This is a genomic window from Clavibacter sp. GW821-FHT01D01 (assembly GCF_059422605.1).
Genome location: NZ_JBWKXC010000015.1, coordinates 23,820 through 42,821, shown reverse-complemented (window position 1 = coordinate 42,821; position 19,002 = coordinate 23,820). Strand labels below are relative to the sequence as shown.

At 72.0% G+C, this 19,002-nt stretch carries 21 protein-coding genes; 9 read left to right on the top strand and 12 right to left on the bottom strand.

Going from position 1 to position 19,002, the window contains the following annotated elements:
- Positions 1–986 (top strand): iron chelate uptake ABC transporter family permease subunit (locus AC07VC_RS15325; protein ID WP_494724484.1); only part of this gene is annotated, 986 nt, incomplete at its 5' end.
- The gene (locus AC07VC_RS15320) at positions 983–2,038 is read left to right on the top strand and encodes a FecCD family ABC transporter permease (protein WP_494676356.1); all 1,056 of its coding nucleotides are present in this window, start codon (positions 983–985) and stop codon (positions 2,036–2,038) included. The genes AC07VC_RS15325 and AC07VC_RS15320, both read left to right, overlap by 4 nt.
- Before the next feature lie 61 nt (positions 2,039–2,099).
- Here the strand turns inward: AC07VC_RS15320 and AC07VC_RS15315 are convergent, their stop codons facing one another.
- Entirely contained in the window at positions 2,100–2,534 is a 435-nt protein-coding gene (locus tag AC07VC_RS15315; RefSeq protein ID WP_317231263.1) for a VOC family protein, read from the bottom strand.
- A 124-nt stretch (positions 2,535–2,658) separates the two neighbouring features.
- Between AC07VC_RS15315 and AC07VC_RS15310 the strand changes: the two genes are divergently transcribed.
- Positions 2,659–3,693, top strand: coding sequence for a helix-turn-helix transcriptional regulator (locus AC07VC_RS15310; protein WP_494676357.1), 1,035 nt, complete (start codon positions 2,659–2,661; stop codon positions 3,691–3,693).
- A 12-nt stretch (positions 3,694–3,705) separates the two neighbouring features.
- Here the strand turns inward: AC07VC_RS15310 and AC07VC_RS15305 are convergent, their stop codons facing one another.
- The 5 genes from AC07VC_RS15305 to AC07VC_RS15285 form a co-directional block, all read right to left on the bottom strand.
- Positions 3,706–3,930 (bottom strand): hypothetical protein, encoded by a 225-nt coding sequence (locus tag AC07VC_RS15305; protein WP_494676358.1) that lies wholly within the window; start codon positions 3,928–3,930, stop codon positions 3,706–3,708.
- A gap of 62 nt (positions 3,931–3,992) precedes the next feature.
- Positions 3,993–4,151: a hypothetical protein gene (locus tag AC07VC_RS15300; RefSeq protein ID WP_494676359.1), complete on the bottom strand. Its 159-nt coding sequence runs from the start codon at positions 4,149–4,151 to the stop codon at positions 3,993–3,995.
- Positions 4,152–4,192: 41 nt separating this feature from the next.
- Entirely contained in the window at positions 4,193–5,686 is a 1,494-nt protein-coding gene (locus AC07VC_RS15295; RefSeq protein ID WP_494676360.1) for a sensor histidine kinase, read from the bottom strand.
- Positions 5,686–6,363 carry a response regulator transcription factor gene (locus AC07VC_RS15290; protein WP_317230919.1) on the bottom strand — a complete coding sequence of 226 codons (678 nt, stop codon included), beginning with the start codon at positions 6,361–6,363 and terminating at the stop codon, positions 5,686–5,688. The genes AC07VC_RS15295 and AC07VC_RS15290 overlap by 1 nt, the downstream gene beginning before the upstream one ends.
- Positions 6,364–6,413: 50 nt before the next feature.
- Positions 6,414–6,932, bottom strand: coding sequence for an SgcJ/EcaC family oxidoreductase (locus AC07VC_RS15285; protein WP_317230918.1), 519 nt, complete (start codon positions 6,930–6,932; stop codon positions 6,414–6,416).
- 209 nt (positions 6,933–7,141) lie between these two features.
- Between AC07VC_RS15285 and AC07VC_RS15280 the strand changes: the two genes are divergently transcribed.
- Positions 7,142–7,483 carry a hypothetical protein gene (locus AC07VC_RS15280; RefSeq protein WP_494676361.1) on the top strand — a complete coding sequence of 114 codons (342 nt, stop codon included), beginning with the start codon at positions 7,142–7,144 and terminating at the stop codon, positions 7,481–7,483.
- Positions 7,484–7,693: 210 nt separating this feature from the next.
- Here AC07VC_RS15280 and AC07VC_RS15275 read toward each other — a convergent pair whose 3' ends face one another.
- Genes AC07VC_RS15275 through AC07VC_RS15265 form a run of 3 tightly spaced genes read right to left on the bottom strand, consistent with a single transcriptional unit; the run spans position 7,694 to position 10,193 of the window.
- Positions 7,694–8,122, bottom strand: a complete 429-nt coding sequence (locus AC07VC_RS15275) for an RbsD/FucU family protein (protein ID WP_494676362.1) — start codon at positions 8,120–8,122, stop codon at positions 7,694–7,696.
- A gap of 6 nt (positions 8,123–8,128) precedes the next feature.
- Complete coding sequence (locus AC07VC_RS15270; protein ID WP_494676363.1) at positions 8,129–9,142, bottom strand: LacI family DNA-binding transcriptional regulator; 1,014 nt, start codon at positions 9,140–9,142, stop codon at positions 8,129–8,131.
- Positions 9,129–10,193, bottom strand: a complete 1,065-nt coding sequence (locus AC07VC_RS15265; protein ID WP_494676364.1) for an aldo/keto reductase — start codon at positions 10,191–10,193, stop codon at positions 9,129–9,131. Before AC07VC_RS15265 ends, AC07VC_RS15270 begins: the two co-directional genes overlap by 14 nt.
- Before the next feature lie 187 nt (positions 10,194–10,380).
- Here AC07VC_RS15265 and AC07VC_RS15260 point away from each other — a divergent pair, with 187 nt between their 5' ends.
- The 5 genes from AC07VC_RS15260 (at position 10,381) to AC07VC_RS15240 (ending at position 15,797) form a co-directional block, all read left to right on the top strand.
- A complete protein-coding gene (locus AC07VC_RS15260; protein ID WP_494724483.1) occupies positions 10,381–11,658 on the top strand; it encodes an ABC transporter substrate-binding protein in 1,278 nt (425 codons plus the stop codon).
- A gap of 11 nt (positions 11,659–11,669) precedes the next feature.
- Positions 11,670–12,611, top strand: coding sequence for a carbohydrate ABC transporter permease (locus AC07VC_RS15255; protein ID WP_494676584.1), 942 nt, complete (start codon positions 11,670–11,672; stop codon positions 12,609–12,611).
- Entirely contained in the window at positions 12,604–13,500 is an 897-nt protein-coding gene (locus AC07VC_RS15250) for a carbohydrate ABC transporter permease (protein ID WP_494676366.1), read from the top strand. The genes AC07VC_RS15255 and AC07VC_RS15250 overlap by 8 nt, the downstream gene beginning before the upstream one ends.
- Before the next feature lie 32 nt (positions 13,501–13,532).
- Positions 13,533–15,059: an alpha-L-fucosidase gene (locus AC07VC_RS15245; RefSeq protein ID WP_494676367.1), complete on the top strand. Its 1,527-nt coding sequence runs from the start codon at positions 13,533–13,535 to the stop codon at positions 15,057–15,059.
- Positions 15,060–15,122: 63 nt separating this feature from the next.
- Positions 15,123–15,797, top strand: coding sequence for a FadR/GntR family transcriptional regulator (locus tag AC07VC_RS15240; RefSeq protein WP_494676368.1), 675 nt, complete (start codon positions 15,123–15,125; stop codon positions 15,795–15,797).
- 42 nt (positions 15,798–15,839) lie between these two features.
- On the opposite strand, the gene AC07VC_RS15235 is transcribed toward AC07VC_RS15240, so the two are convergent.
- The 3 genes from AC07VC_RS15235 to AC07VC_RS15225 are packed head-to-tail and all read right to left on the bottom strand — an operon-like array spanning position 15,840 to position 18,905.
- A complete protein-coding gene (locus AC07VC_RS15235; protein WP_494676369.1) occupies positions 15,840–16,673 on the bottom strand; it encodes an amidohydrolase family protein in 834 nt (277 codons plus the stop codon).
- Positions 16,670–17,584, bottom strand: coding sequence for an aldo/keto reductase (locus AC07VC_RS15230; protein WP_494676370.1), 915 nt, complete (start codon positions 17,582–17,584; stop codon positions 16,670–16,672). Before AC07VC_RS15230 ends, AC07VC_RS15235 begins: the two co-directional genes overlap by 4 nt.
- 13 nt (positions 17,585–17,597) lie before the next feature.
- Positions 17,598–18,905, bottom strand: coding sequence for an enolase C-terminal domain-like protein (locus AC07VC_RS15225; protein ID WP_494676371.1), 1,308 nt, complete (start codon positions 18,903–18,905; stop codon positions 17,598–17,600).
- Positions 18,906–19,002: the final 97 nt, after the last annotated feature.

The window sequence follows — 19,002 nt, the reverse complement described above, 5'->3', positions numbered from 1 at the left end:
GGGCGGCGTGGGGCGTCGCCGTCGCCGCGGCCCTCGCCGGGTCGCTCGTCCTCTCCCTCGCGGTGGGCGCCAACGGGCTGACCCCGGGCCTCTTGCTCGACACCCTGGCCGGCGGCGGCACGGACGAGTCCCGGTTCGTGCTGCTCGACCAGCGGATCCCGCGCACCCTCCTCGCGCTCGCGGTCGGGGTGGGGCTCGGTGGGGCCGGGGCGCTCATGCAGGCGCTCACGCGGAACCCGCTGGCGGATCCGGGCATCCTCGGCGTGAACGCGGGCGCTGCCGCCGCCGTCGCGGGCGCCGTGGTGCTCCTCGGGGTGACGGACCCGGCCGGGCAGGCGCCCTCCGCGTACGCGGGTGCCCTCGTGCTCACGGTCGTCGTGGTCGCGCTGGGCACGGCCGGCCGCGGGCGGGCGGACCCCGTGCGCCTGACGCTCGCCGGCATCGCCGTGGGCGCGGTGCTCTCCGGCATCACCACAGGCGTGACGCTGACGCACCCGGAAGCGTTCGAGCGGATGCTCGGCTGGTCGGCGGGCACCCTCCTCGGGCGGGACCTCGCGCTGCTCCCGCCCGTGCTGCCCCTCCTCGGCGCGGGCGTGCTCCTCGCCGTCGCGATCGCGCCCGCGCTCGACGCCGTGGCGCTCGGCGACGACACCGCGCGGAGCCAGGGCGTCTCGCTGCCGCGCACGCGCCTCGTCACCATCGCGGCCGTCACGCTGCTGGCCGGCACCGCCACGGCGCTCGCGGGGCCGGTCTCCTTCGTCGGGCTGATGATCCCGCACGTGGTGCGCTGGAGCCTCGGGGTGGGCCACCGCCGCGTGGTCATCGGATCGATGGCCGCGGCGCCGGTGCTCGTGCTGCTCGCCGACGTCGTCGGCCGCGTGGTCGCGCCGCCCGGCGAGATGCCCGTCGGCATCGTCACCGCGTTCGTGGGGGCGCCCGTGCTGATCTGGCTCGTGCGCCGCGGACGCCGGGTGTCGGGCCCGTGAGCGCGCTCCTCGCCCGCCCCGCTCCCCCGGCTGGATCCGCGACCCGCGTCCGCCGGGGGTCGGCGCCGGCGCGCCTCCGCGTCGCCGCGGTCGCCGGCGCCCTCCTCGTCGCCATCGCGGCCCTCGGGGCGATCGCCGCCATGACGGGAGACTTCCCCGTGGCGCTCCCGGACGTCATCGGCTCCCTCACCGGGTCGACCACGGGCCTGCCGCGGACGGTCGTGCTCGACTGGCGCATGCCGCGCATCGCCGCGGCCGTCGTCGTGGGCGCCGCCCTCGGGGTGGCGGGCGCGCTGTTCCAGGGCGTCACGCGCAACCCGCTGGCGAGCCCCGACATCCTGGGGCTCTCCCAGGGGGCCTTCGTCGGGATGCTGGGCGCGGTCGTCCTCGTCGGCTCGTCGTGGGAGTCCCGCACGGTCGGCGCGCTCGCGGGCGGGCTCGCCGCGGCGCTCGTCATCGTCCTGCTGTCGTCGGGCACGGCGGCGGGCGGGTTCCGCTTCATCGTGGTGGGGATCGCCGTCTCCTCGATGGCCGCGTCGCTCGGCACCTGGCTGCTGCTGCGGGTGGAGCTGGACGTGGCGATGACCGCGTCGGCGTGGGGTGCCGGCACGCTCGCGGGCGTCGACCGGACGGGCGTCGGCACGGCCGCGGCGCTCGTCGCGGCGCTGCTCGTCGCGGTGCCGGTGCTCTCCCCCGCCCTCCGGCAGCTGGAGCTCGGTGACGACCTCGCCGCCGCGACGGGGGTGCGCGTCGCCGGTGCGCGGCTGGCGGCGCTCGGCATCGGCGTGGCGCTGGTGTGCGTCGCGACCACGGTCGCCGGCCCCGTGGACTTCGTCGCGCTGGCCGCCCCGCAGATCGCGCGCCGCCTGACGCGGACGCCGCACGTGCCCGCCGCGGTCGCGGCGCTCGTCGGCGCGGCCCTGCTCCTCGGCGCGGACCTCGTCGCGCAGCACGCGCTCCCCGTGACGGTCCCCGTGGGCGTCGTCACGGTCGTGATCGGCGGCTGCTACCTCGTGGCGCTGCTCGTCGGGGAGATCCGCCGCCGCCGCTGACCCGTGCCGCGGACGCCGCGCCGGGCCGCCCCCGCGCGCGGGCGGCCCGGGTCCCGTCCGCCTAGGCGCCCGTCTGCCAGGGCACGATCACGTCGATGATCCACGTCACGCCGAAGCGGTCCGTGAGCTTGCCGTAGAGCGGCGAGAACATCGACGGGCCGAACGGCACGTGGACGGTCGCGCCCTCGGAGGCCGCGAGCGCCCCGCCGAGGCGCTGGACGAGCTCCGCGTCCTCGCTGCGGAGCGACAGGTAGAACGCGTTCTCGCCCGCGGCGTACGGGAGCGAGTCCTGGATGTCGTACGCCATCACGTGGAAGCCGTCGGGCGAGCGGACCTCGCCCCAGACGATCTGCTCCGCCTGGCCGGGAGCCTGGCCGGAGTCGGTGTCGCCGTAGGGCACGGCGACCATGTCACCGCCGAAGACGGAGTGGTAGAAGGCCAGGGCCTCCGCCGCCTGGCCGCGGAGGTTGACGTGCAGGGTGGTGGTGATGCTCATGGGGTGCTCCTCGTGTCGGGCGCTCGGGTGAGCGCCGCTCGTGCGTCGTCGGGATGTCGACGCAGGACGAGTCCATCGTGCATACAGGTCACCTTGCGTCCGCTACGCGCGGCAGGATGGGTCCGTGCCCACCGGATCCTCCGCCCTCACCTCGCGACGCCTGCTCGCGCTGCTCTCGCTGCTCCAGTCGCCGCGCGAGTGGCCGGGGCCCGTGCTCGCCGCGCGCCTGGAGACGACGCCGCGCACGATCCGCCGCGACGTCGAGCGGCTGCGCGAGCTGGGGTACGCCATCGACACCACGCGCGGGCCGCAGGGCGGGTACCGCCTGGGCGCCGGATCCGAGCTGCCGCCGCTGCTGCTCGACGACGAGCAGGCGATGGCCGTCGCGATCACGCTGCGCACGGCCGAGCTCACCGGCACCGCGCTCGAGGAGGCCGCGCTCCGCGCCCTCCGCACGGTGACGCGCCTCATGCCGGATCACCTCGCGGCGCGCGTGGGCCGCCTCGAGGTCGAGGCCGCGGCGGACCGCGCGCGGGGCGACGCGGTGCGCGTCGACCCGGAGGCGCTGCTGCGCATCGGCGACGCGATCCAGCGGCGGGAGGAGATCCGCTTCGACCGGCGGGCCGAGCCCGGGGCCCCGGAGGCGGATGCGGAGCCGCGGCCGCCGCGCCGCCTCGAGCCGCACCACCTGGTGCTCCGGGCGGGCCGCTGGTACGTCGTCGGCTTCTCCGCGGAGCACGACGACTGGCGCGTGCACCGGGTGGACCGGATGGACCTCCGCCTCCACGGCGGTCGGCGCTTCACCCGCCGCACGGTGCCGGGCGGGGACGCCGCGGCCTTCCTCGAGGCGCGCTTCCGCGGATCGACGGCGGCGGACGGCGGCTGGCCCTGCGTGGGGACGGTGGTGCTCGATCTGCCGGCCGCGGAGGTGCGGCCGTTCGCGGGCGACGGCACGGTCGAGGACCTCGGGTCCGTCCGCTGCCGCTACCGCTCGGGCTCCTGGTCGTGGACGGCCCTCGCCGCGCAGCTCGGCCGCTTCGGCGCGGACCTCGAGGTCGTCGACCCGCCGGAGCTCCGGGACGCCTGCCGCGAGCTCGCGGAGCGGTACGTGCGCGCGGCGGTCGCGCCACCCGCCGCGGGATCCGTCGCGACGGGCTGACCGCTGGCCGCGCTAGAGGCCGCGCCGGGCCATCCAGCGGAACACGGCGAACGCCACCACGCCGAGGACCACGAGGACGGGGCCGCCGATGAGGAACACCGGGCCGAGGTCCCCGGTCGCGCCGCGGAACGTCGCGATGAGGCCGCCGATCACCGCGCCCCAGGCGGAGATGGTCCGCCCGGCCGTGAAGGGCGCCTTCGGCTCGCCCCCGGGAGGCCGGTCCGCATCATCGCCCATGCCCCCACGGTACCGACCGGACCGTCGTCCGCCGGACCCGGCAGGAGGCGCGGGTCGGACCCTCACCCGCCCTGGGGACGCCCGAGCAGCATGGTGAGGAAGCCGAGCGTGCCGCGGTAGCCCTCCAACCACGCTCGCCGGTGCTCGAACGACGCGCTCAGAACCTGCGCGCGGTCCGGGTCGTCGGGGTGCTCGAGGTCGCTGATCCGGTTCCTGTCCACGGCGAGAGCCCAGGGCGCGTCCGCGCGGGCGACGGTCCCGCTCAGGCCGGGGCGGCGCGCCGGAGCACGAGCCGCACCCGGAGGCCGTGCGCCGCCCGGCGGTCGGGGTCGTCCCGGCCGTCCCGTCCGTCGTCGCCGGCTTCCTCCAGCGCGACCTCGCCGCCGTCGTGCTCGACGAGCTGGCGGACGATGGCGAGCCCGAGGCCGGATCCGCCCGGGGTCCGGCTCCAGAAGCGGTCGAAGGCGCGCTCGCGCTGCTCCGCGGTGAGGCCGGGGCCGTCGTCCTCGACGGTGACGATCACGGACGCGGCGGTCACGCGCACCGCGACCCGCACCGATCCGCCGGGGGATGCCGCGTGGAGGGCGTTCTCGAGCACGTTGTCGAGCGCCTGCTCGAGGTGGCCGGGTGTCGCCGTCACCACCGCGGACGCGGACGCCGCGGACGGGGACGCCGCGGCCTCGGCGGAGGCGAGCGGACGGCGGCGCGCGTCCGGCCCGTCCGTCTCCGACGGCATCGCGACGAGCGCGACGTCGGACTCCTCGGCGGCCGCCGCCCACGCCGCGACCCGCCCCGCGACGACGGCCCGGACGTCGAGCGGTGCCGGCCGCCGGCTGGTGCCCTGCGCGCGGGCGAGCACGAGGAGGTCGTTGACGAGCCGGGTCATGCGGCCCGCCTCCTGCAGCACCCGGTCGACGGCGGCGCGGTCCGCGGGGTCGAGGAGGCGGGCGTGCAGGTTGTCGAGGCTGAGCCGGAGCGCGGTGAGCGGCGTCCGTAGCTGGTGCGAGGCGTCCGCGGTGAAGGCGCGCTGCGCGTCGATGAGCATGCCGGTGCGGCGGGCGCCGTCGTTGAGGGTCTCCGCGAGGCGGCGGGTCTCAGCGGGGCCGGCGGCGGCGGGATCCACGCGGGCGCCGTAGTCGCCGTCCGACATGCGCGCCGCCATGCCGTCGAGGAGCCGGAGCGGGCGGGTCAGCGACCGGGCGAGCAGCGATCCGACGAGGCCGGAGACGAGCAGGACGACCGTGCCGATGGCGACGACGACGCCGACGATCCCGGCGATGCGCTGCTGCAGGGGCGCGTCGGGGAACGTCAGGCGCACCGCGCCGTCGATGCGGCCCGCGGGCGATGCCGCGGGCACGGTCACCTGGAGGCCGGGCTCGCCGAGCACGGACACGTCGAGGCGGCGCACGCGGTCGTCGCCGTCGAGCGCCGCGGCGAAGTCGGCGTCGCCGCTGCCCGCCACGGGACGGCCGAGCGCCGGCCGCGCATCGGCGTCGAGGAGCTCCACGCGCCCGCCGGTCTGCTCCTCGAGGGCGCCGCGCAGGTCCTCGAGCGCCAGCCGCGCCCCGCGCGCGGTCGCGGCGTCGGCCTCCGCCGCGGTCGCGAGCAGCACCGCGACGGTGCGCGCCTCGCGGAGGCCCACGTCGCGCTGCTCGTCCCGCAGCGACGCCACGAGGCTCATCCCCACGGGGACCGAGAACGCGACGACCGCGAGGGTGACGATGACAAGGTAGGAGAGGACCAGCCGCCGACGCATCAGGCGGCCTCGAGGCGGAACCCCACGCCGCGGAGGGTCGTGATGACGATCGCGCCGGCCAGCTTCTGCCGGAGCGCCGCGATGTGCACGTCGAGGGTCCGGGTCGACCCGAACCAGTGGGTGTCCCACACCCGCTCGATCAGGGCCTCCCGGGTCAACACGGTGCCGGGCTCGGCGACGAGCGCCGCGAGCAGGTCGAACTCCTTCGGCGACAGGCGCACCTCGCTGCCGTCGCTGTGCACGCGGCGACCGGCGACGTCGACCTGGATCCGGCCGACGACCAGGGCGCGCACCGCCGCCTGCGGGTCGGCATCGTCCGCGGCCGGCGCGTCCACCGCGCCGAGGCGCCGCGTGACCGCGCGGATGCGGGCGACGATCTCCCGCACGCCGAAGGGCTTCGCGACGTAGTCGTCGGCCCCGACCTCGAGGCCCGCGACGGTGTCGACCTCGTCGTCGCGGGCCGTGATGATGATGATCGGCAGGCTCGACCGGGTCCGCAGCTCGCGGCACACGTCGAGGCCGTCCATGTCGGGCAGTCCGAGGTCGAGGAGGACGACGTCGGGCTCGGCGGCGGCCAGGGCCTCCTGGCCGGTGGTCACCCACCGCACCTCGTAGCCGTAGCGCTCGAGTCCGTCGGTGAGGGATCCGGCGATGGAGGGGTCGTCCTCCACGAGCATCACGATCACGGTTCCGCCTCCGATGGTGCCCGGGACGAGCCGGGTGCTGCCTACTGCGCGACCGGCTCCTTCGAGGAGTGGTGCTCGACGATGCGCCACTCGCCGTCGACCCGGGTCCAGTCGAAGGTGAAGCGGGCCGCGACGACGTCGCCCGTCTCCCCCATCGTGAACGTGTAGAGGCCGGAATGCGAAATCGAGTCCGGGCCGAGGCTGCGCACGTGGTCCTCGGTGATGGCGCCGCTCGGGTCGTTCGCGAGGAAGCCCTCGAAGTACCGGAGGCGTTCGGCGCTCGTGTCGTGCACGCCCGGCGAGACGGTGGGGAGCAGGACGGCGTCGGGCGCGTACATCGCGTCGACGGCCGCGGGGTCGCCCGTCGCCAGGGTGCCGTTCCACTCGTCGAAGAGCTCCCGGGCGTCCGCGCGCAGGGTCCCCTCGTCGGGGGCGGCGTCCCGGCCGCCGGACGCGGCGGCGCCGGAGACGGCGATCCCCGCGATGGCGATCGCGGCGACGGAGGCCGCGACGGCGCCCGTCGCGGCGCGGCGGCTGAGGGGACGTCGGGTGGTGGGCATGGGATGCTCCTCGAGTCTCGGCGGGCGGCTCCTCCGTCCCGCGCTGAAGTCCCTCCAGCCTCGCGGGGGGCCTGCCAGCACCCGGCCAGCGGTCGGCCAGGGGAGCGTCAGGACGAGGTTCGGATGCGCCGCGGCGCCGCATCGACCGTCCCGCATGCCGGAGAGGTCAACCCCGTGGGCGACGGGCGTCTCGAGCGGGAGGGTGGGCCATGCCATCCGACGCCGATCCCGCCCCCGACCTCGACCCGACGCGCGTCCGCGACCAGCCCGCCATCCGCCACGGCCGCCGCCGCTCCTGGCTCATCCCCGCCGGGCTCCTCGCCGCGGTGGCCGTCGGCCTGCTGGTCGCGGCGCTCCAGCGGGAGACGCTGATCTCGGCGACCGGGATCACGGCCCTGGTGCTGCTGTACGCGGCGATGCTCGTCGCCGCCGTCACGGTGCGGCCCACCCGGACGCGCAACCTGGTGCTCGCCTGGATCATGATCGTGATAGGCGCCGTTGCGCTCGGCCTGATGCTCGTCCTCATGCTCGCGGAGCGGGCCGCGGCCTGACGCTCCGGGAGGGACGCCGGGAACGCGCCGCGCGGCGTCCGGCTGCGCGGCGGCGGTGGGTGTCCCTCGCACCGAGCTCCTCGACCGCTGATAATTATTATTATGTCATATTTGGGTCATGAGGTCCGGTTGGGTCCGTCGAGCATGGCGCGTCAGCATTGATCGCGGGACAGCTTGAGGATCGAACGGGCTCTCACCCCTGTTCTGTGGCTAAAGGACCTGGCTAGCGACTACGCCGACGGTGAGGAGCAGATTGGCGTAGGTGCGCTGATCGCCTGTGGCGATGACGAGGGCGACGTCGTCGCTCCGGACGGCGCCGTAGAAGGCGAACCGTTCGACGCTCTCGATCGCGACGTCGTCGCCGAGGGCATCGCGGTAGCCCTGGTGGGCCGGGACGACGTCGTCGGTGGGGGTTGCCATGAGGGTGGCGGACTCGAACACGACCGAGGTCAGGAGCACGTCGAGGACCTCGTCGCCGGAGAGCATGCCCGGGCGCACATTCAGGTGGACGATCTCCGCTCTGCCGTTGGTGACGCTTGAGGACGGGAAGTTGCCGTCCGCGATCAGGATCTTCGAGCCGTGGCCGCAGGCTGCCAGGGCGGCGAGCAGCGGCGGGTGAATGAGTTGAGTGGTCAGCATGGGGGCCTATCCGTCGTGTTCGGGGTGTTCGTGGAGGGATGCCACGGAGGCGCCGACGAGGAGGCGACCGGACAGTCGCATGTTCTGCGTCTGGCCCTCGATCTCGCCGTTGAGCCGGCCGCGGATCAGCCGTGCGGCTTCGTCCGTGATGGCACGGGTGGGCTGCTCGAACATCGTTAGACGGGGCCGGAAGGTGCGCGCTAGCTCGAGGCTGTCGAAGCCGACGATGGAGAGGTCCGTGGGGACCCGGAGCCCGGAATCGTTGATCGCCATGAGCGCCCCGAGGGTGAGGTGGTAGTTCGCGGAGAACAGGGCGGTCGGGCGTTCTGGGAGAGCGAGGAGCCGCTCGGTGGCCGCCTGCCCGTTCTCCGCGGTGAGCGGGCCCGCTGTGACGAGACGATCGTCGAGTTCTATTCCACGCACAGCCAGGGCGTCCCGAAAGCCCTCGGCGCGCTCGCGCATGGTGGAGATCGCCGGGTCCCCGCCGACCATCGCGATGCGTCGGTGTCCGTGGTCGACGAGGTGGCGGGCGACGGCAGCTCCGGCGCCGACGTTGTCGAGGACCACGCTGTCGGTGACGAGGTCCGGGGCGCTCCAGTCGATGGTGACGACAGGCATGCCCTGCGCTGCGATGGCGCGCAGCGCCTCCACATCGCCGGCGGTGGGGACGGCGATGATGCCGTCGACCATCTTGCTCATCAGGAAGTCGACAGCGTCGCCGGGGCCGGGGCGGCTGGAGCACACGAGGACGCTGATGCCGTCCGAACGCAGTGCGGCCTCGACCCCGGCGACGATGGTCAGATGGAAGATGTTCTCCAGGTCGGGGAGCAGCACGCCGACCGAGAGCGACTTGCGGGAGCGGAGGCTCCGGGCGAAGCCGTTCACGCGGAATCCGAGCTCGTCGGCGGCTGCCTGGATGGCCTGGCTGTTCTTCTCCCGCACGGGGAGGCCGTTGTAGTACTTGGAGATGGTGGAGAGGGAGAGTCCGGTCTTCGCCTGGATGTCCTTATACGTGGCCATCCGGCGTCACCGCCTCGGGTGACCCGTAGCCGGACCAGCCGGGGATCGTGCCGTCGACGTCCCATAGGTCACGCCAGTCCCCGCTGCCGGGCCAGAGGAACACCTGGCCCTTGATGAGCCGGTCCCCCGGGGTGATGCCCTCCAGTTCATGGATCTCAGCCGGCGACAGGTGGATGTTCGCCGCGGCGAGGTTCGCGCGGATCTGCTCGGGCTTGACAGCGAACGGGATCGGGATCTGTCCACGCTGGACGGCCCAGGCGAGGCAGATCGATGCCGGATGGACGCCGTGCGCGTCGGCGATCCGTCGCACCACGGGGTGGTCGACCTCCGACACGTCGTCCGGGGTGCGGTCGCGTTCCGGTCGAGAGGGCGAGCCCAGCGGCGAGTAGGCGATCGGCTGGATGCCGTGATCGACGCAAAACCGGAACAGCTCCGACTGCGGGAAGCAGGGGTGCGACTCCATCTCGTTGAGCGCCGGTCGGATGCGAGCGTCCCGGACGACGCGCGTGAGCTTGGGGATCGTCATGTTGGACGTCCCGAGGTGCCGCACGAGCCCGCGGTCCACGAGCGTCTCCAGCGCGGCCCACGTCGCCATGTACCTGTCGTGGATGTACGGAACGGCACGAGGATCGCGAGCCGCCGTGTCGGCGAAGGGCGCGTGGTGGTTGGGGAACGGCCAGTGCACGAACACGGCGTCGAGGTGGTCCAGGCCCAGATCCGCGAGGGAGGCCTCGACGGACGCGATGGCCGCGGATGGCTCGTGCGCGTCGTTCCATATCTTGGACATCACGAACAGGTCGGCGCGGGCGATGCCGCCGGCCATGCCCTTCCGTAGCGCCTCCCCCACGCGGCTCTCGTTGCCGTAGACGGAGGCGCAGTCGACCAGCCGGAAGCCGATGCTCAGGGCCTCCTCGACGGCACGGGCCACGGACTCGGCGTCGTAGCGGTCTGATCCGAACGTGCCCACGCCCATGGCGGGGATCACGCTGCCGTCGGCGAGTCGCCGGAAGGCGGCAGGCGGATGCGGCTGCTCGGTACTGAGGGCGTCCATGCACTCGTCCGTTCTCAAAGGCGAAATGATTCGTCTGAAGAGTATGGGTGCGTTCGTCTTGCGTCAAGGCGCAACTTTGCCGAACGCGTTGACAGGGCCAATCTACGGCGGCTATCGTCCGAGGCACTAAGGCGTAACGTTTCGCTTTGTCGGGCTCCGGCTCGCACCCGATGCTCAAGGAGGAGCAATGCAGCGCACCAATCCCGCTAACCGTGGCCGTCTCGGTCGTCGTGTCCGCAGCACCGTGGGGCTCACCGCCGTGGCCGGTCTGGCGCTCGGCCTGTCCGCCTGCTCGGGCGGCAGCGCGGACTCCGGCATGGACGGCAGCACCGTCTCGATGTTCACCTGGGTCGGCAGCCCCGACGAGAAGGCCCAGTGGCAGGCCTACGTCGATGCGGCGAAGCAGGCCGACCCGGACGTGGACGTCGCCTTCTCCGGGCCGGCGATCGGCTCGTACTACACGAAGCTCGCCACTCAGCTCCGCGGCTCGGACGCACCGTGCATCGTCACCCTGCAGAACGGGCGGGTCACTCGCTACGCGGGAGCGCTCGAGCCGCTGGATGAGCTCGCGAAGGACGCCGGCGTCGACATCGGCGAGTACGACGAGTCGATGATCGCGCAGCTCTCCCATGAAGGGTCGGTCTACGCCCTCCCGTACGACGCCGAGCCCATGGTCATGTACTACAACAAGGCACTGTTCGCCGAGGCGGGGGTGGCCGAGCCGGAGGTCGGATGGACCACGGACGAGTTCCTCGCAGCCGCCGAGGCCACGACGAAGGACGGCGTCTCAGGATTCGCCATCGGCCAGGGCATCGGCGGTATCTCCGTCTGGCTCGAGGCCAACGGCGAGACGTACATCTCCGAGGACGGCGTCGCGGACCTGCAGGACCCCGCCTTCGTGGACCGCTTCCAGTTCGTTGTCGACCTCGCCACCGAGAAGGGCGTCGCCAAGCCCCTCGAGGCCTCCGGCGGCACGTTCCCCGACATCGACCAGTTCAGCTCGGGACAGGCCGCGATGTTCATCAACGGCACGTGGGACCTCACCCACCAGCAGGAGGAGATCGGCGAGGAGAACCTCGGCGTCGCCACCATCCCCACCGATGACGGCGATCCTCGCGGCTCTATCGCCGGCACCGGGTTCGCGATCACCGAGACCTGCAGCGACAAGCCCGCGGCGTTCGCGGCCATCTCGGCCATGACCGGCGCGGAGGCGCAGCAGTCCGTCGCGGCCTCGCGCAAGCAGGTCCCCGCCCGTGCGGACTCCCTCGAGGCGTGGCAGGGTGCCGTGGGCGAGGAGGCCGCCACCGTGGTCGCCGCGCTGACGGAGAACGGGCAGGTCGTCCCGTCCGCCGTGGACGCCGACAAGCTCGGTGACCTGTTCCAGCAGTACGAGGCGAATGCCTTCTCCGGCACGAGCACGGTCGAAGAGGTCCTGCAGCAGGTGTCGGACGGGGCCGCACGGTGACGTCCGGGACCATGACGCCGGTGCCGAGCGCCCCCACGGCGCTCGGCAGCGGGCCCGGTGCGCCGCCCCGCGGGCGTCGGCGCCGTGACGTCCGCGACTCGGGATGGGTCGGCTGGGTGTTCGTGCTCCCCGGTTTCCTCGGGCTCGCCCTGTTCATCGTCGTGCCGGTCGTGGCCTCGCTCGCGCTGAGCCTGTTCGACTACAGCCTCCTCGGCGGCGGTGAGTTCACGGGCCTTGACAACCTGCTGACGCTCCTGCGTGATCCGGCGTTCCTGCAGAGCCTCGCGGTCACCACGGTCTTCGTCGTCGTCTACACGCCGCTGAACATGGCCCTGTCCCTCGGGATGGCGCTGTGGCTGAACACGCGCCTCGGCGGGAAGCGGTGGCTGCGTGTCATCTTCCTCATCCCCGCCCTCTCCCCCACGGTCGCCAACGCGGTCGTGTTCCGCCTGCTGCTGCAGCAGGACGGAGCCGTCAACTCCGGCCTCGCGTCGATCGGGCTGCCGGCGGTGCCCTGGCTGAGCGACGGGTCCTGGGCCCTGGTCGCGATCATCCTCGTCTCACTGTGGCAGTCGTTCGGCTACAACATGATCGTCCTCGGCGCCGGCATCGACGGCATCAGCCAGGACGTGCTCGCGGCCTCCCGCATCGACGGCGCTGGAACCCTCCGCCGCTTCCGGTCGATCGTGCTGCCGCTGCTGAGCCCGTCGCTGTTCTTCACGACCGTTCTCACCGTGATCGGTGCGTGGCAGGTCTTCATCCAGGCGTACATCATCACCGGCGGCGGCCCGGGCGGCAGCACGTCCACGATCGTGATGTACCTCTACCGAACCGGCTTCACCTATGACCAGCTCGGCTACGCCTCCACCATCTCCGCCGTCCTGTTCGTGATCATCGCCCTCGTGACGCTCGTGCAGGTGTGGGGCCAGAAGAAGTGGGTGCACTATGACTGACGTCCGCAGCTCGACCCTCCGTCCCGCTCGCGGCGGATCGCGGACGCTCATCACCCGACGCCGTCGCCTCCGGCCATGGCTCACCGGGCTGAACACGGCAGCCGCCTGGATCGTCGGCGTCCTGTTCGCGTTCCCGCTCATCTGGACCTTCTTCACCGCACTGAAGCCCGGCAACGAGGTCTTCGGACGCGGGCTCAGCCTCTTCGGCACGGAGGTCCTCTGGTCGAACTTCGCCGACGCTTGGGAGCAGATCGACTATGGGCGGCTGCTCGTGAACTCGCTCTCGGTGGCCGCGATCAGTACCGTGCTGACGCTCGTGGTCAGCACGCTCACCGCGTACGCGTTCTCACGCCTGCGCTTCCGGGGGCGCAACGGGCTGTTCCTGCTGTTCGTCCTCACGCTCACCGTGCCCGGCGAGATCGCCCTGATCCCCCTCTACTTGGGCTTCGACTCGTTCCGGCTCACGGACACCTGGCTGGCGCTGATCCTCCCGGGCCTTTTCGGGGCCTTCGGCACGTTCCTCCTACGCCAGTTCATGCTGCAGATCCCGGTCGAGCTCGAGGAGGCAGCGCGCATCGACGGTGCGTCCAGCCTCCGGATCCTCATGAGCGTCATCGTGCCGCTCGTGAAGCCCGCGCTGGCGGTGCTCGCCGTGTTCTCGTTCCTGGGGAGCTGGAACAACTTCCTCTGGCCCCTCATCATCCTGAACTCCTCGGAGAAGTGGACGATCCCCCTGGGCATCGCGGGCTTCTCCACGCAGACCGGCACGCAGTGGGAGCTGCTCATGGCGGCCTGCATCCTCACGATCCTCCCCGTCATCCTGGTGGTGGTCCTGGCGCAGCGGCAGCTCGTCGCCGCCATCCAGGCCGGCGCCTTCGGCGGCCGCTGAGCGGCCGCGACATCGCGATTGGAAGCACAGCCATGACCCACGACCTCCGCCCGCTCGACCCCGCCACCCTGCCGCACCCCGTCGACGTGTCCGACAACGACGCCGCCCTGGCGCGCCTTCGTGCCGTCATCGACGCCGGCCCGTTCCGCGACGACTGGGACTCCCTCCGCAGCTACACGCCGCCGGAGTGGTACGCGGACGCGAAGCTCGGCATCTTCATCCACTGGGGCGTGTTCTCCGTGCCCGCCTTCAACAGCGAGTGGTACTCCCGCGAGATGTACCGCGAGGGCACCGCCGAGTTCGCCCACCATGTCGAGACCTACGGGCCCCAGAGGGAGTTCGGCTACAAGGACTTCATCCCGTCCTTCACGATGGAGGACTTCGACCCCGACGCGTGGGCGCAGCTCTTTCGCCAGGCCGGCGCGCAGTTCGTCGTGCCCGTCGCCGAGCACCACGATGGCTTCGCCATGTACGACACCGACCGGTCGAGATGGAGCGCCGCCCGCATGGGACCCGGCCGCGACGTGTTCGGCGAGCTCTCCGCCGCCACCGATAGGGCGTGGATGGTCCGCGGCGCCTCGTCGCATCGGGCGGAGCACTGGTTCTTCATGAACGGCGGCGCCCGTTTCGACTCCGACGTCCTCGACCCCGAGTACCAGGACTTCTACGGCCCCGCTCAACGCGAGGAGACCGGCCCGAACGAGCGCTACCTCGAGGACTGGCTCCTGAGGACCGCCGAGATCATCGACAAGTACCGCCCGCAGGTGCTTTGGTTCGACTGGTGGATCGAGCACCCCGCGTTCGAGCCCTACGTCATGCAGCTCGCTGCCTACTACTACAACCGCGCCGCACAGTGGGGCCGCGAGGTCGTCATCAACTACAAGTGGGACGCCTTCGCCGAAGGCACCGCCGTCTACGACATCGAGCGCGGCACGATGGGCGTCATCCAGCCCACCGTCTGGCAGAACGACACCGCCGTGTCCAAGGGCTCGTGGTCGTGGGTTCGGAACCACGAGTACAAGACCGTCCAGGACCTCATCGCGGAACTCGCCGACGTGGTCGCGAAGAACGGCAACCTCCTGCTCAACATCGGGCCCAAGCCCGACGGAACCATCCCGGAGGCCGAGGCGGAGATGCTGCGCGGTATTGGCGCGTGGCTCTCGGTCAACGGCGAGGCGATCTACGGCACCCGACCTTGGGCCATCGCCGCCGAAGGCCCGACCCAGGTCGTCGTCGGCTCCTTCGTCGACGGCGCCCCCGCCGCGTTCACCGACGCCGACTTCCGGTTCACCTCCCGGGCCCACGTGACGGGCGATTACGTCTACGCCATCTCGCTGGCCCCGTCGGAAGAGGGCGAGATGCGCATCCGCGCGTTCGGCCGCGGCGCCGGACTCCTCACCCGCCGCATCACCGAGGTGACCGTCCTCGGTCACACCGGACGCCTCGACTGGGAGCAGTCCGCCGGCGACCTGGTGGTGCGCGCACCTGGCGCCTCGGTGGTCAAGCTGTTCTTAGAGCCCGAGGACGTTCAGCCGAGGATGGACTTCCTGCACCAGTGACATCGGGGCGCCAGGAGCGTATGGTCACGGCGGGCCTGGCCGCCATGACCATACGATGAGCCCGTGGGGGTCACCGACGAGGCAATCGAGAAGATCAAGTCCATGATCGTCTCCGGCGACCTGCGGCCCGGATCCCGCCTCCCTCCGGAGAAGGAGCTGAGCGAGCACCTCGGCATCTCCCGCAATTCGCTGCGCGAGTCGGTGAAGGCGCTCGAGCTGATGAACGTCCTCGACGTCCGCCGCGGAGATGGCACCTACGTCACCAGCCTCGAGCCGCGCCTGCTGCTCGAGGCCATGTCGTTCGTGGTCGACTTCCACGACGACCGGTCACTGCTCGAGATCCTCGAGGTTCGGCGCATCCTCGAGCCGGCGGCCGCCGCGATGGCAGCGGTCCGGGTGGACGATGAGGACATCGCCGGGCTGCGAGAGCTGCTTGCGCAGGTGGACGAGCAGACGGGCGTCGAGGACCTCGTGATGCACGACCTCGCGTTCCACCGACAGATCTCGGAGCTCGCTGGCAACACCTACCTGGTGTCCCTCCTCGACGGCCTCGCGAGCAACACCGTGCGCGCCCGGGTCTGGCGCGGCCTCACCGAGGAGCACGCCGTGCATCAGACGCTGCGCGAGCACGAGCACATCGTCGACGCGCTCGCCCGACATGATGCGGACGACGTACGTGCGTGGGCGTCGGTGCATGTCAGTGGCGTCGAGGCGTGGCTGCGGGCGGCGCTCGCCTGATCGGCGGCCTTCCTTTCCGGTCCGCGGGGCTCCGGGCGGCGATCAGCCTGGCGGCAGACTGTAGACGCGTTCCGCGGTCCCGTGGAGGATGCGGGACCGCTCATCGTCGGACAACGCGTCCAGCGTCTCGAGCGTGACGTCGAGCACGCTCCGGTAGTCCGGCGCCGTCGCGAGCAGCGGCCAGTCGCCCCCGAACATCAACCGGTCCGGGCCGAAGGCGTCCAGGGCGACGTCGACCAGGGGACGCACCTCGGACGCGGTCCAGCGCCGGGTCGACGACGCGAGACCCGACAGCTTGGCGACCGTGCTGGGGCAGCGAGCCATGCGGTGAATCCACTCGGCCCATGCCCGCAGGGGTCGGCGGGTTCCGGGCTTGCCGAGGTGATCTACCACGATCACCGTTTCGGGGCAGCGCGCCACGAGCCGCTCCGCCGCGTCGGCGAGTCGGGGGTAGGCGTCGGGGATCTCGAAGGGCAGACCCCGGCGGCCGAGCAGGCGGACGGTCGCGACGACGGAAGACGACGTCAGGAGGTCGGGGTCGGGCGCCTGATGGACCAGCGTGCGGACGCCGCCCAGGGCCCCTGCGAACTCGCCCTCGAGGAGCCGCTCGACGTCAGCAGGCGATGCGATCGGCAGCCACCCGACCACGCCGACGACGGCGTCGGTGGCGCGCGCGATCTCGACGAGCCGTCGCGTCTCGATGAGGGAGTCCGCCGCCTGGACGAGCACCAGCCGGTCGACGCTGGCGGCGCCGGTCACCGCGACCGCCTCGTCGACGGTTATGTCGCGATACAGCGCGCCCTGCGCGGGAGTGAGCCACCCGTAGTCGACGAGGTCGAGCTCCCACACGTGCACGTGGGTGTCGATGACCCTCATGCAGACTCCAGCCGCTCCCAGAGGTCGCCCGGCAGAGGAGTCAGGAAGCGCTCGACGGTCTGCCTCAGCTGCCCGGGGTCCTCGACACCGACGGCGATCGCGGTCACGGCTCCGTGACGCAGGGGGTACTGCAGCGCCGCGGTGGGCAGCTCGACGCCGAACGACTCGCAGGTTCGCGCGAGGCGGCGTGCGCGGGCGACCAGGGCTGCCGGCGCGGGGCCGTGATCATACCGGTGCCCCTCATCGGGTGCCGGAGTAGCGAGGAGCCCGGAGTTGAAGACGCTCGCCGCGACGACCTCGACGCCTCCCGCGTCGCAGGCAGGTAGGACGTCGGCGGCGGCCGGCTGCTCGAGCAGCGTGTAGCGCCCGGCCACCATGAGCTCATCGACGGTGCCGTACGACGCGCCGAACAGGAGGGCGTCGAGCGAGGTCGACCCGATGCCGATGCGACCCACGCGGCCCTCGTCGCGCAGCTCGCGCAGGCCGTTTAGCGCGGTCCCGATCCCTGCCATCCCGTACGCGTCGGGATCGTGCAGGTAGAGGGTGTCGATGCGTGACATCGCCATCCTCTCGAGGCTCTCGTCCAGGCTCCGGCGGATGCCGGTCACGGTCGGGTCCCATTCCCGGCGGAATGCGTCCGGGACGACGAAGCCCTCATCGTCCCACCCGGTCGGATCCTGCCGGACGAGTCGGCGGCCGACCTTCGTCGACACCCGGTACTCGTCCCGCGGGCGATCATGGAGGGCTTCGCCGAGGCGCCGTTCGGCGAGGCCCAGCCCGTAGTGGGGAGCCGTGTCGAACCTGCGGATCCCGAGGTCCCACGCCGTGTCGATGATGTCCCTGGCCGTCCGGTCGTCCATGGGTCGGCCGACGTTGCCGAGCTGGGCGGTGCCCAGGACGAACGCGTCCATGGGTAGCGCGGGCTCACGCATCCGTCGTGGACCAGACCCGGCCGGCCGGGAAGGCGTGGTCAGCGAGCGAGGCTGCAAGCATCTCCGTACCGGCACCGGGGGCCAGCGGCACTCGGTAGCGACCGTCGACGATGCGCACCGGAGTGTCGAAGTGCTCGTGCAGGTGGTCGACGAACTCGATGACGCGTCCGTCTCGGGATCCGGAGACCGCGAGGTAGTCGAACATCGACAGGTGCTGCACGATCTCGCATAGGCCGACGCCGCCGGCGTGCGGGCAGACCGGGACGCCGAACTTTGCAGCCAGGAGCAGGATCGCGATGTTCTCGTTCACGCCGGCCACGCGGCAAGCGTCGATCTGCACGTAGGAGAGGGCCTTCGCCTGGAGAAGCTGCTTGAACACGACGCGGTTGGCGACGTGCTCCCCCGTCGCGACGGGAATCGGGGCGACCTGCCGGGCGATTTCGGCGTGCCCGAGGATGTCGTCGGGACTGGTCGGCTCCTCAACCCAGGCGATGTCGTAGGGCGCGAGGCGTCCGATCCAGTCGACGGCCGAGTCCACGTCCCAGCGCTGGTTCGCATCGACGGCGATGCGGATGTCCGGGCCCACGGTGGCCCTGGCAATGCCGAGGCGTCGCACGTCCTCGTCGACGTCCGCGCCGACTTTGAGCTTGATCTGGGTGAAGCCGTCCGCGACGGCCTCCCGGCAGAGGCGGGCGAGCTTGTCGTCGTCGTAACCGAGCCACCCGGGCGTCGTCGTGTACGCCGGGTAGCCGTGCTCCCGCAGGTCGAGCTCGCGTGCTCCCCGGCCCTCCCGTGCGGTCTCCAGGAGGGTGAGCGCCTCGTCCCGGGTGAGCGCATCGCTGAGATAGCGGAAGTCCACGAGGTCCACGATCTCTACCGGCGACAGGTCGGAGAGATGCAGCCAGAGGGGCTGACCCGCCCGCTTGGCGCGCAGGTCCCACAGCGCGTTGACCACGGCGCCGATGGCCATGTGCATCACGCCCTTCTCCGGGCCGAGCCAGCGCAGCTGGGAGTCGTGCACCAGGAAGCGGTAGACGGCGCCCATGTCGCCGAGGACCTCCTCCGCGTTGCGCCCCACGAGGTGAGGAGCGAGGGCGGCGACCGCGGCCGCCACGACGTCGTTCCCGCGTCCGATCGTGAAGGCGAACCCGTGCCCCTCGAGCCCGTCCTCCGCGTCCGTGCGGATGATGACGTAGGCCGCGCTGTAATCCGGATCGGCGTTCATCGCGTCGGAGCCGTCGAGTCCGAGGGATGTGGGGAAGCGGACGTCGAGCGTGTCCAGGGCGGTGATCTCGGTCATGGCACTCCTTCTCAGCGCAGGGAAGCGCCAACAGATCAAGGATGTACAGACATCCGATCTTCCGCAACCTGAAACTGGCTGTCAGCCGGCAATGGGG

What these genes read in the sequence shown, in the direction of transcription:
- AC07VC_RS15315 (WP_317231263.1), bottom strand. Translation starts at nt 2,534, where the DNA reads ATGAGCATCACCACCACCCTGCACGTCAACCTCCGCGGCCAGGCGGCG.
- AC07VC_RS15305 (WP_494676358.1), bottom strand. Translation starts at nt 3,930, where the DNA reads ATGGGCGATGATGCGGACCGGCCTCCCGGGGGCGAGCCGAAGGCGCCC.
- AC07VC_RS15295 (WP_494676360.1), bottom strand. Translation starts at nt 5,686, where the DNA reads ATGCGTCGGCGGCTGGTCCTCTCCTACCTTGTCATCGTCACCCTCGCG.
- AC07VC_RS15290 (WP_317230919.1), bottom strand. Translation starts at nt 6,363, where the DNA reads ATGCTCGTGGAGGACGACCCCTCCATCGCCGGATCCCTCACCGACGGA.
- AC07VC_RS15285 (WP_317230918.1), bottom strand. Translation starts at nt 6,932, where the DNA reads ATGCCCACCACCCGACGTCCCCTCAGCCGCCGCGCCGCGACGGGCGCC.
- AC07VC_RS15280 (WP_494676361.1), top strand. Translation starts at nt 7,142, where the DNA reads ATGCCATCCGACGCCGATCCCGCCCCCGACCTCGACCCGACGCGCGTC.
- AC07VC_RS15275 (WP_494676362.1), bottom strand. Translation starts at nt 8,122, where the DNA reads ATGCTGACCACTCAACTCATTCACCCGCCGCTGCTCGCCGCCCTGGCA.
- AC07VC_RS15270 (WP_494676363.1), bottom strand. Translation starts at nt 9,142, where the DNA reads ATGGCCACGTATAAGGACATCCAGGCGAAGACCGGACTCTCCCTCTCC.
- AC07VC_RS15265 (WP_494676364.1), bottom strand. Translation starts at nt 10,193, where the DNA reads ATGGACGCCCTCAGTACCGAGCAGCCGCATCCGCCTGCCGCCTTCCGG.
- AC07VC_RS15260 (WP_494724483.1), top strand. Translation starts at nt 10,381, where the DNA reads ATGCAGCGCACCAATCCCGCTAACCGTGGCCGTCTCGGTCGTCGTGTC.
- AC07VC_RS15255 (WP_494676584.1), top strand. Translation starts at nt 11,670, where the DNA reads ATGACGCCGGTGCCGAGCGCCCCCACGGCGCTCGGCAGCGGGCCCGGT.
- AC07VC_RS15250 (WP_494676366.1), top strand. Translation starts at nt 12,604, where the DNA reads ATGACTGACGTCCGCAGCTCGACCCTCCGTCCCGCTCGCGGCGGATCG.
- AC07VC_RS15245 (WP_494676367.1), top strand. Translation starts at nt 13,533, where the DNA reads ATGACCCACGACCTCCGCCCGCTCGACCCCGCCACCCTGCCGCACCCC.
- AC07VC_RS15235 (WP_494676369.1), bottom strand. Translation starts at nt 16,673, where the DNA reads ATGAGGGTCATCGACACCCACGTGCACGTGTGGGAGCTCGACCTCGTC.
- AC07VC_RS15230 (WP_494676370.1), bottom strand. Translation starts at nt 17,584, where the DNA reads ATGGACGCGTTCGTCCTGGGCACCGCCCAGCTCGGCAACGTCGGCCGA.
- AC07VC_RS15225 (WP_494676371.1), bottom strand. Translation starts at nt 18,905, where the DNA reads ATGACCGAGATCACCGCCCTGGACACGCTCGACGTCCGCTTCCCCACA.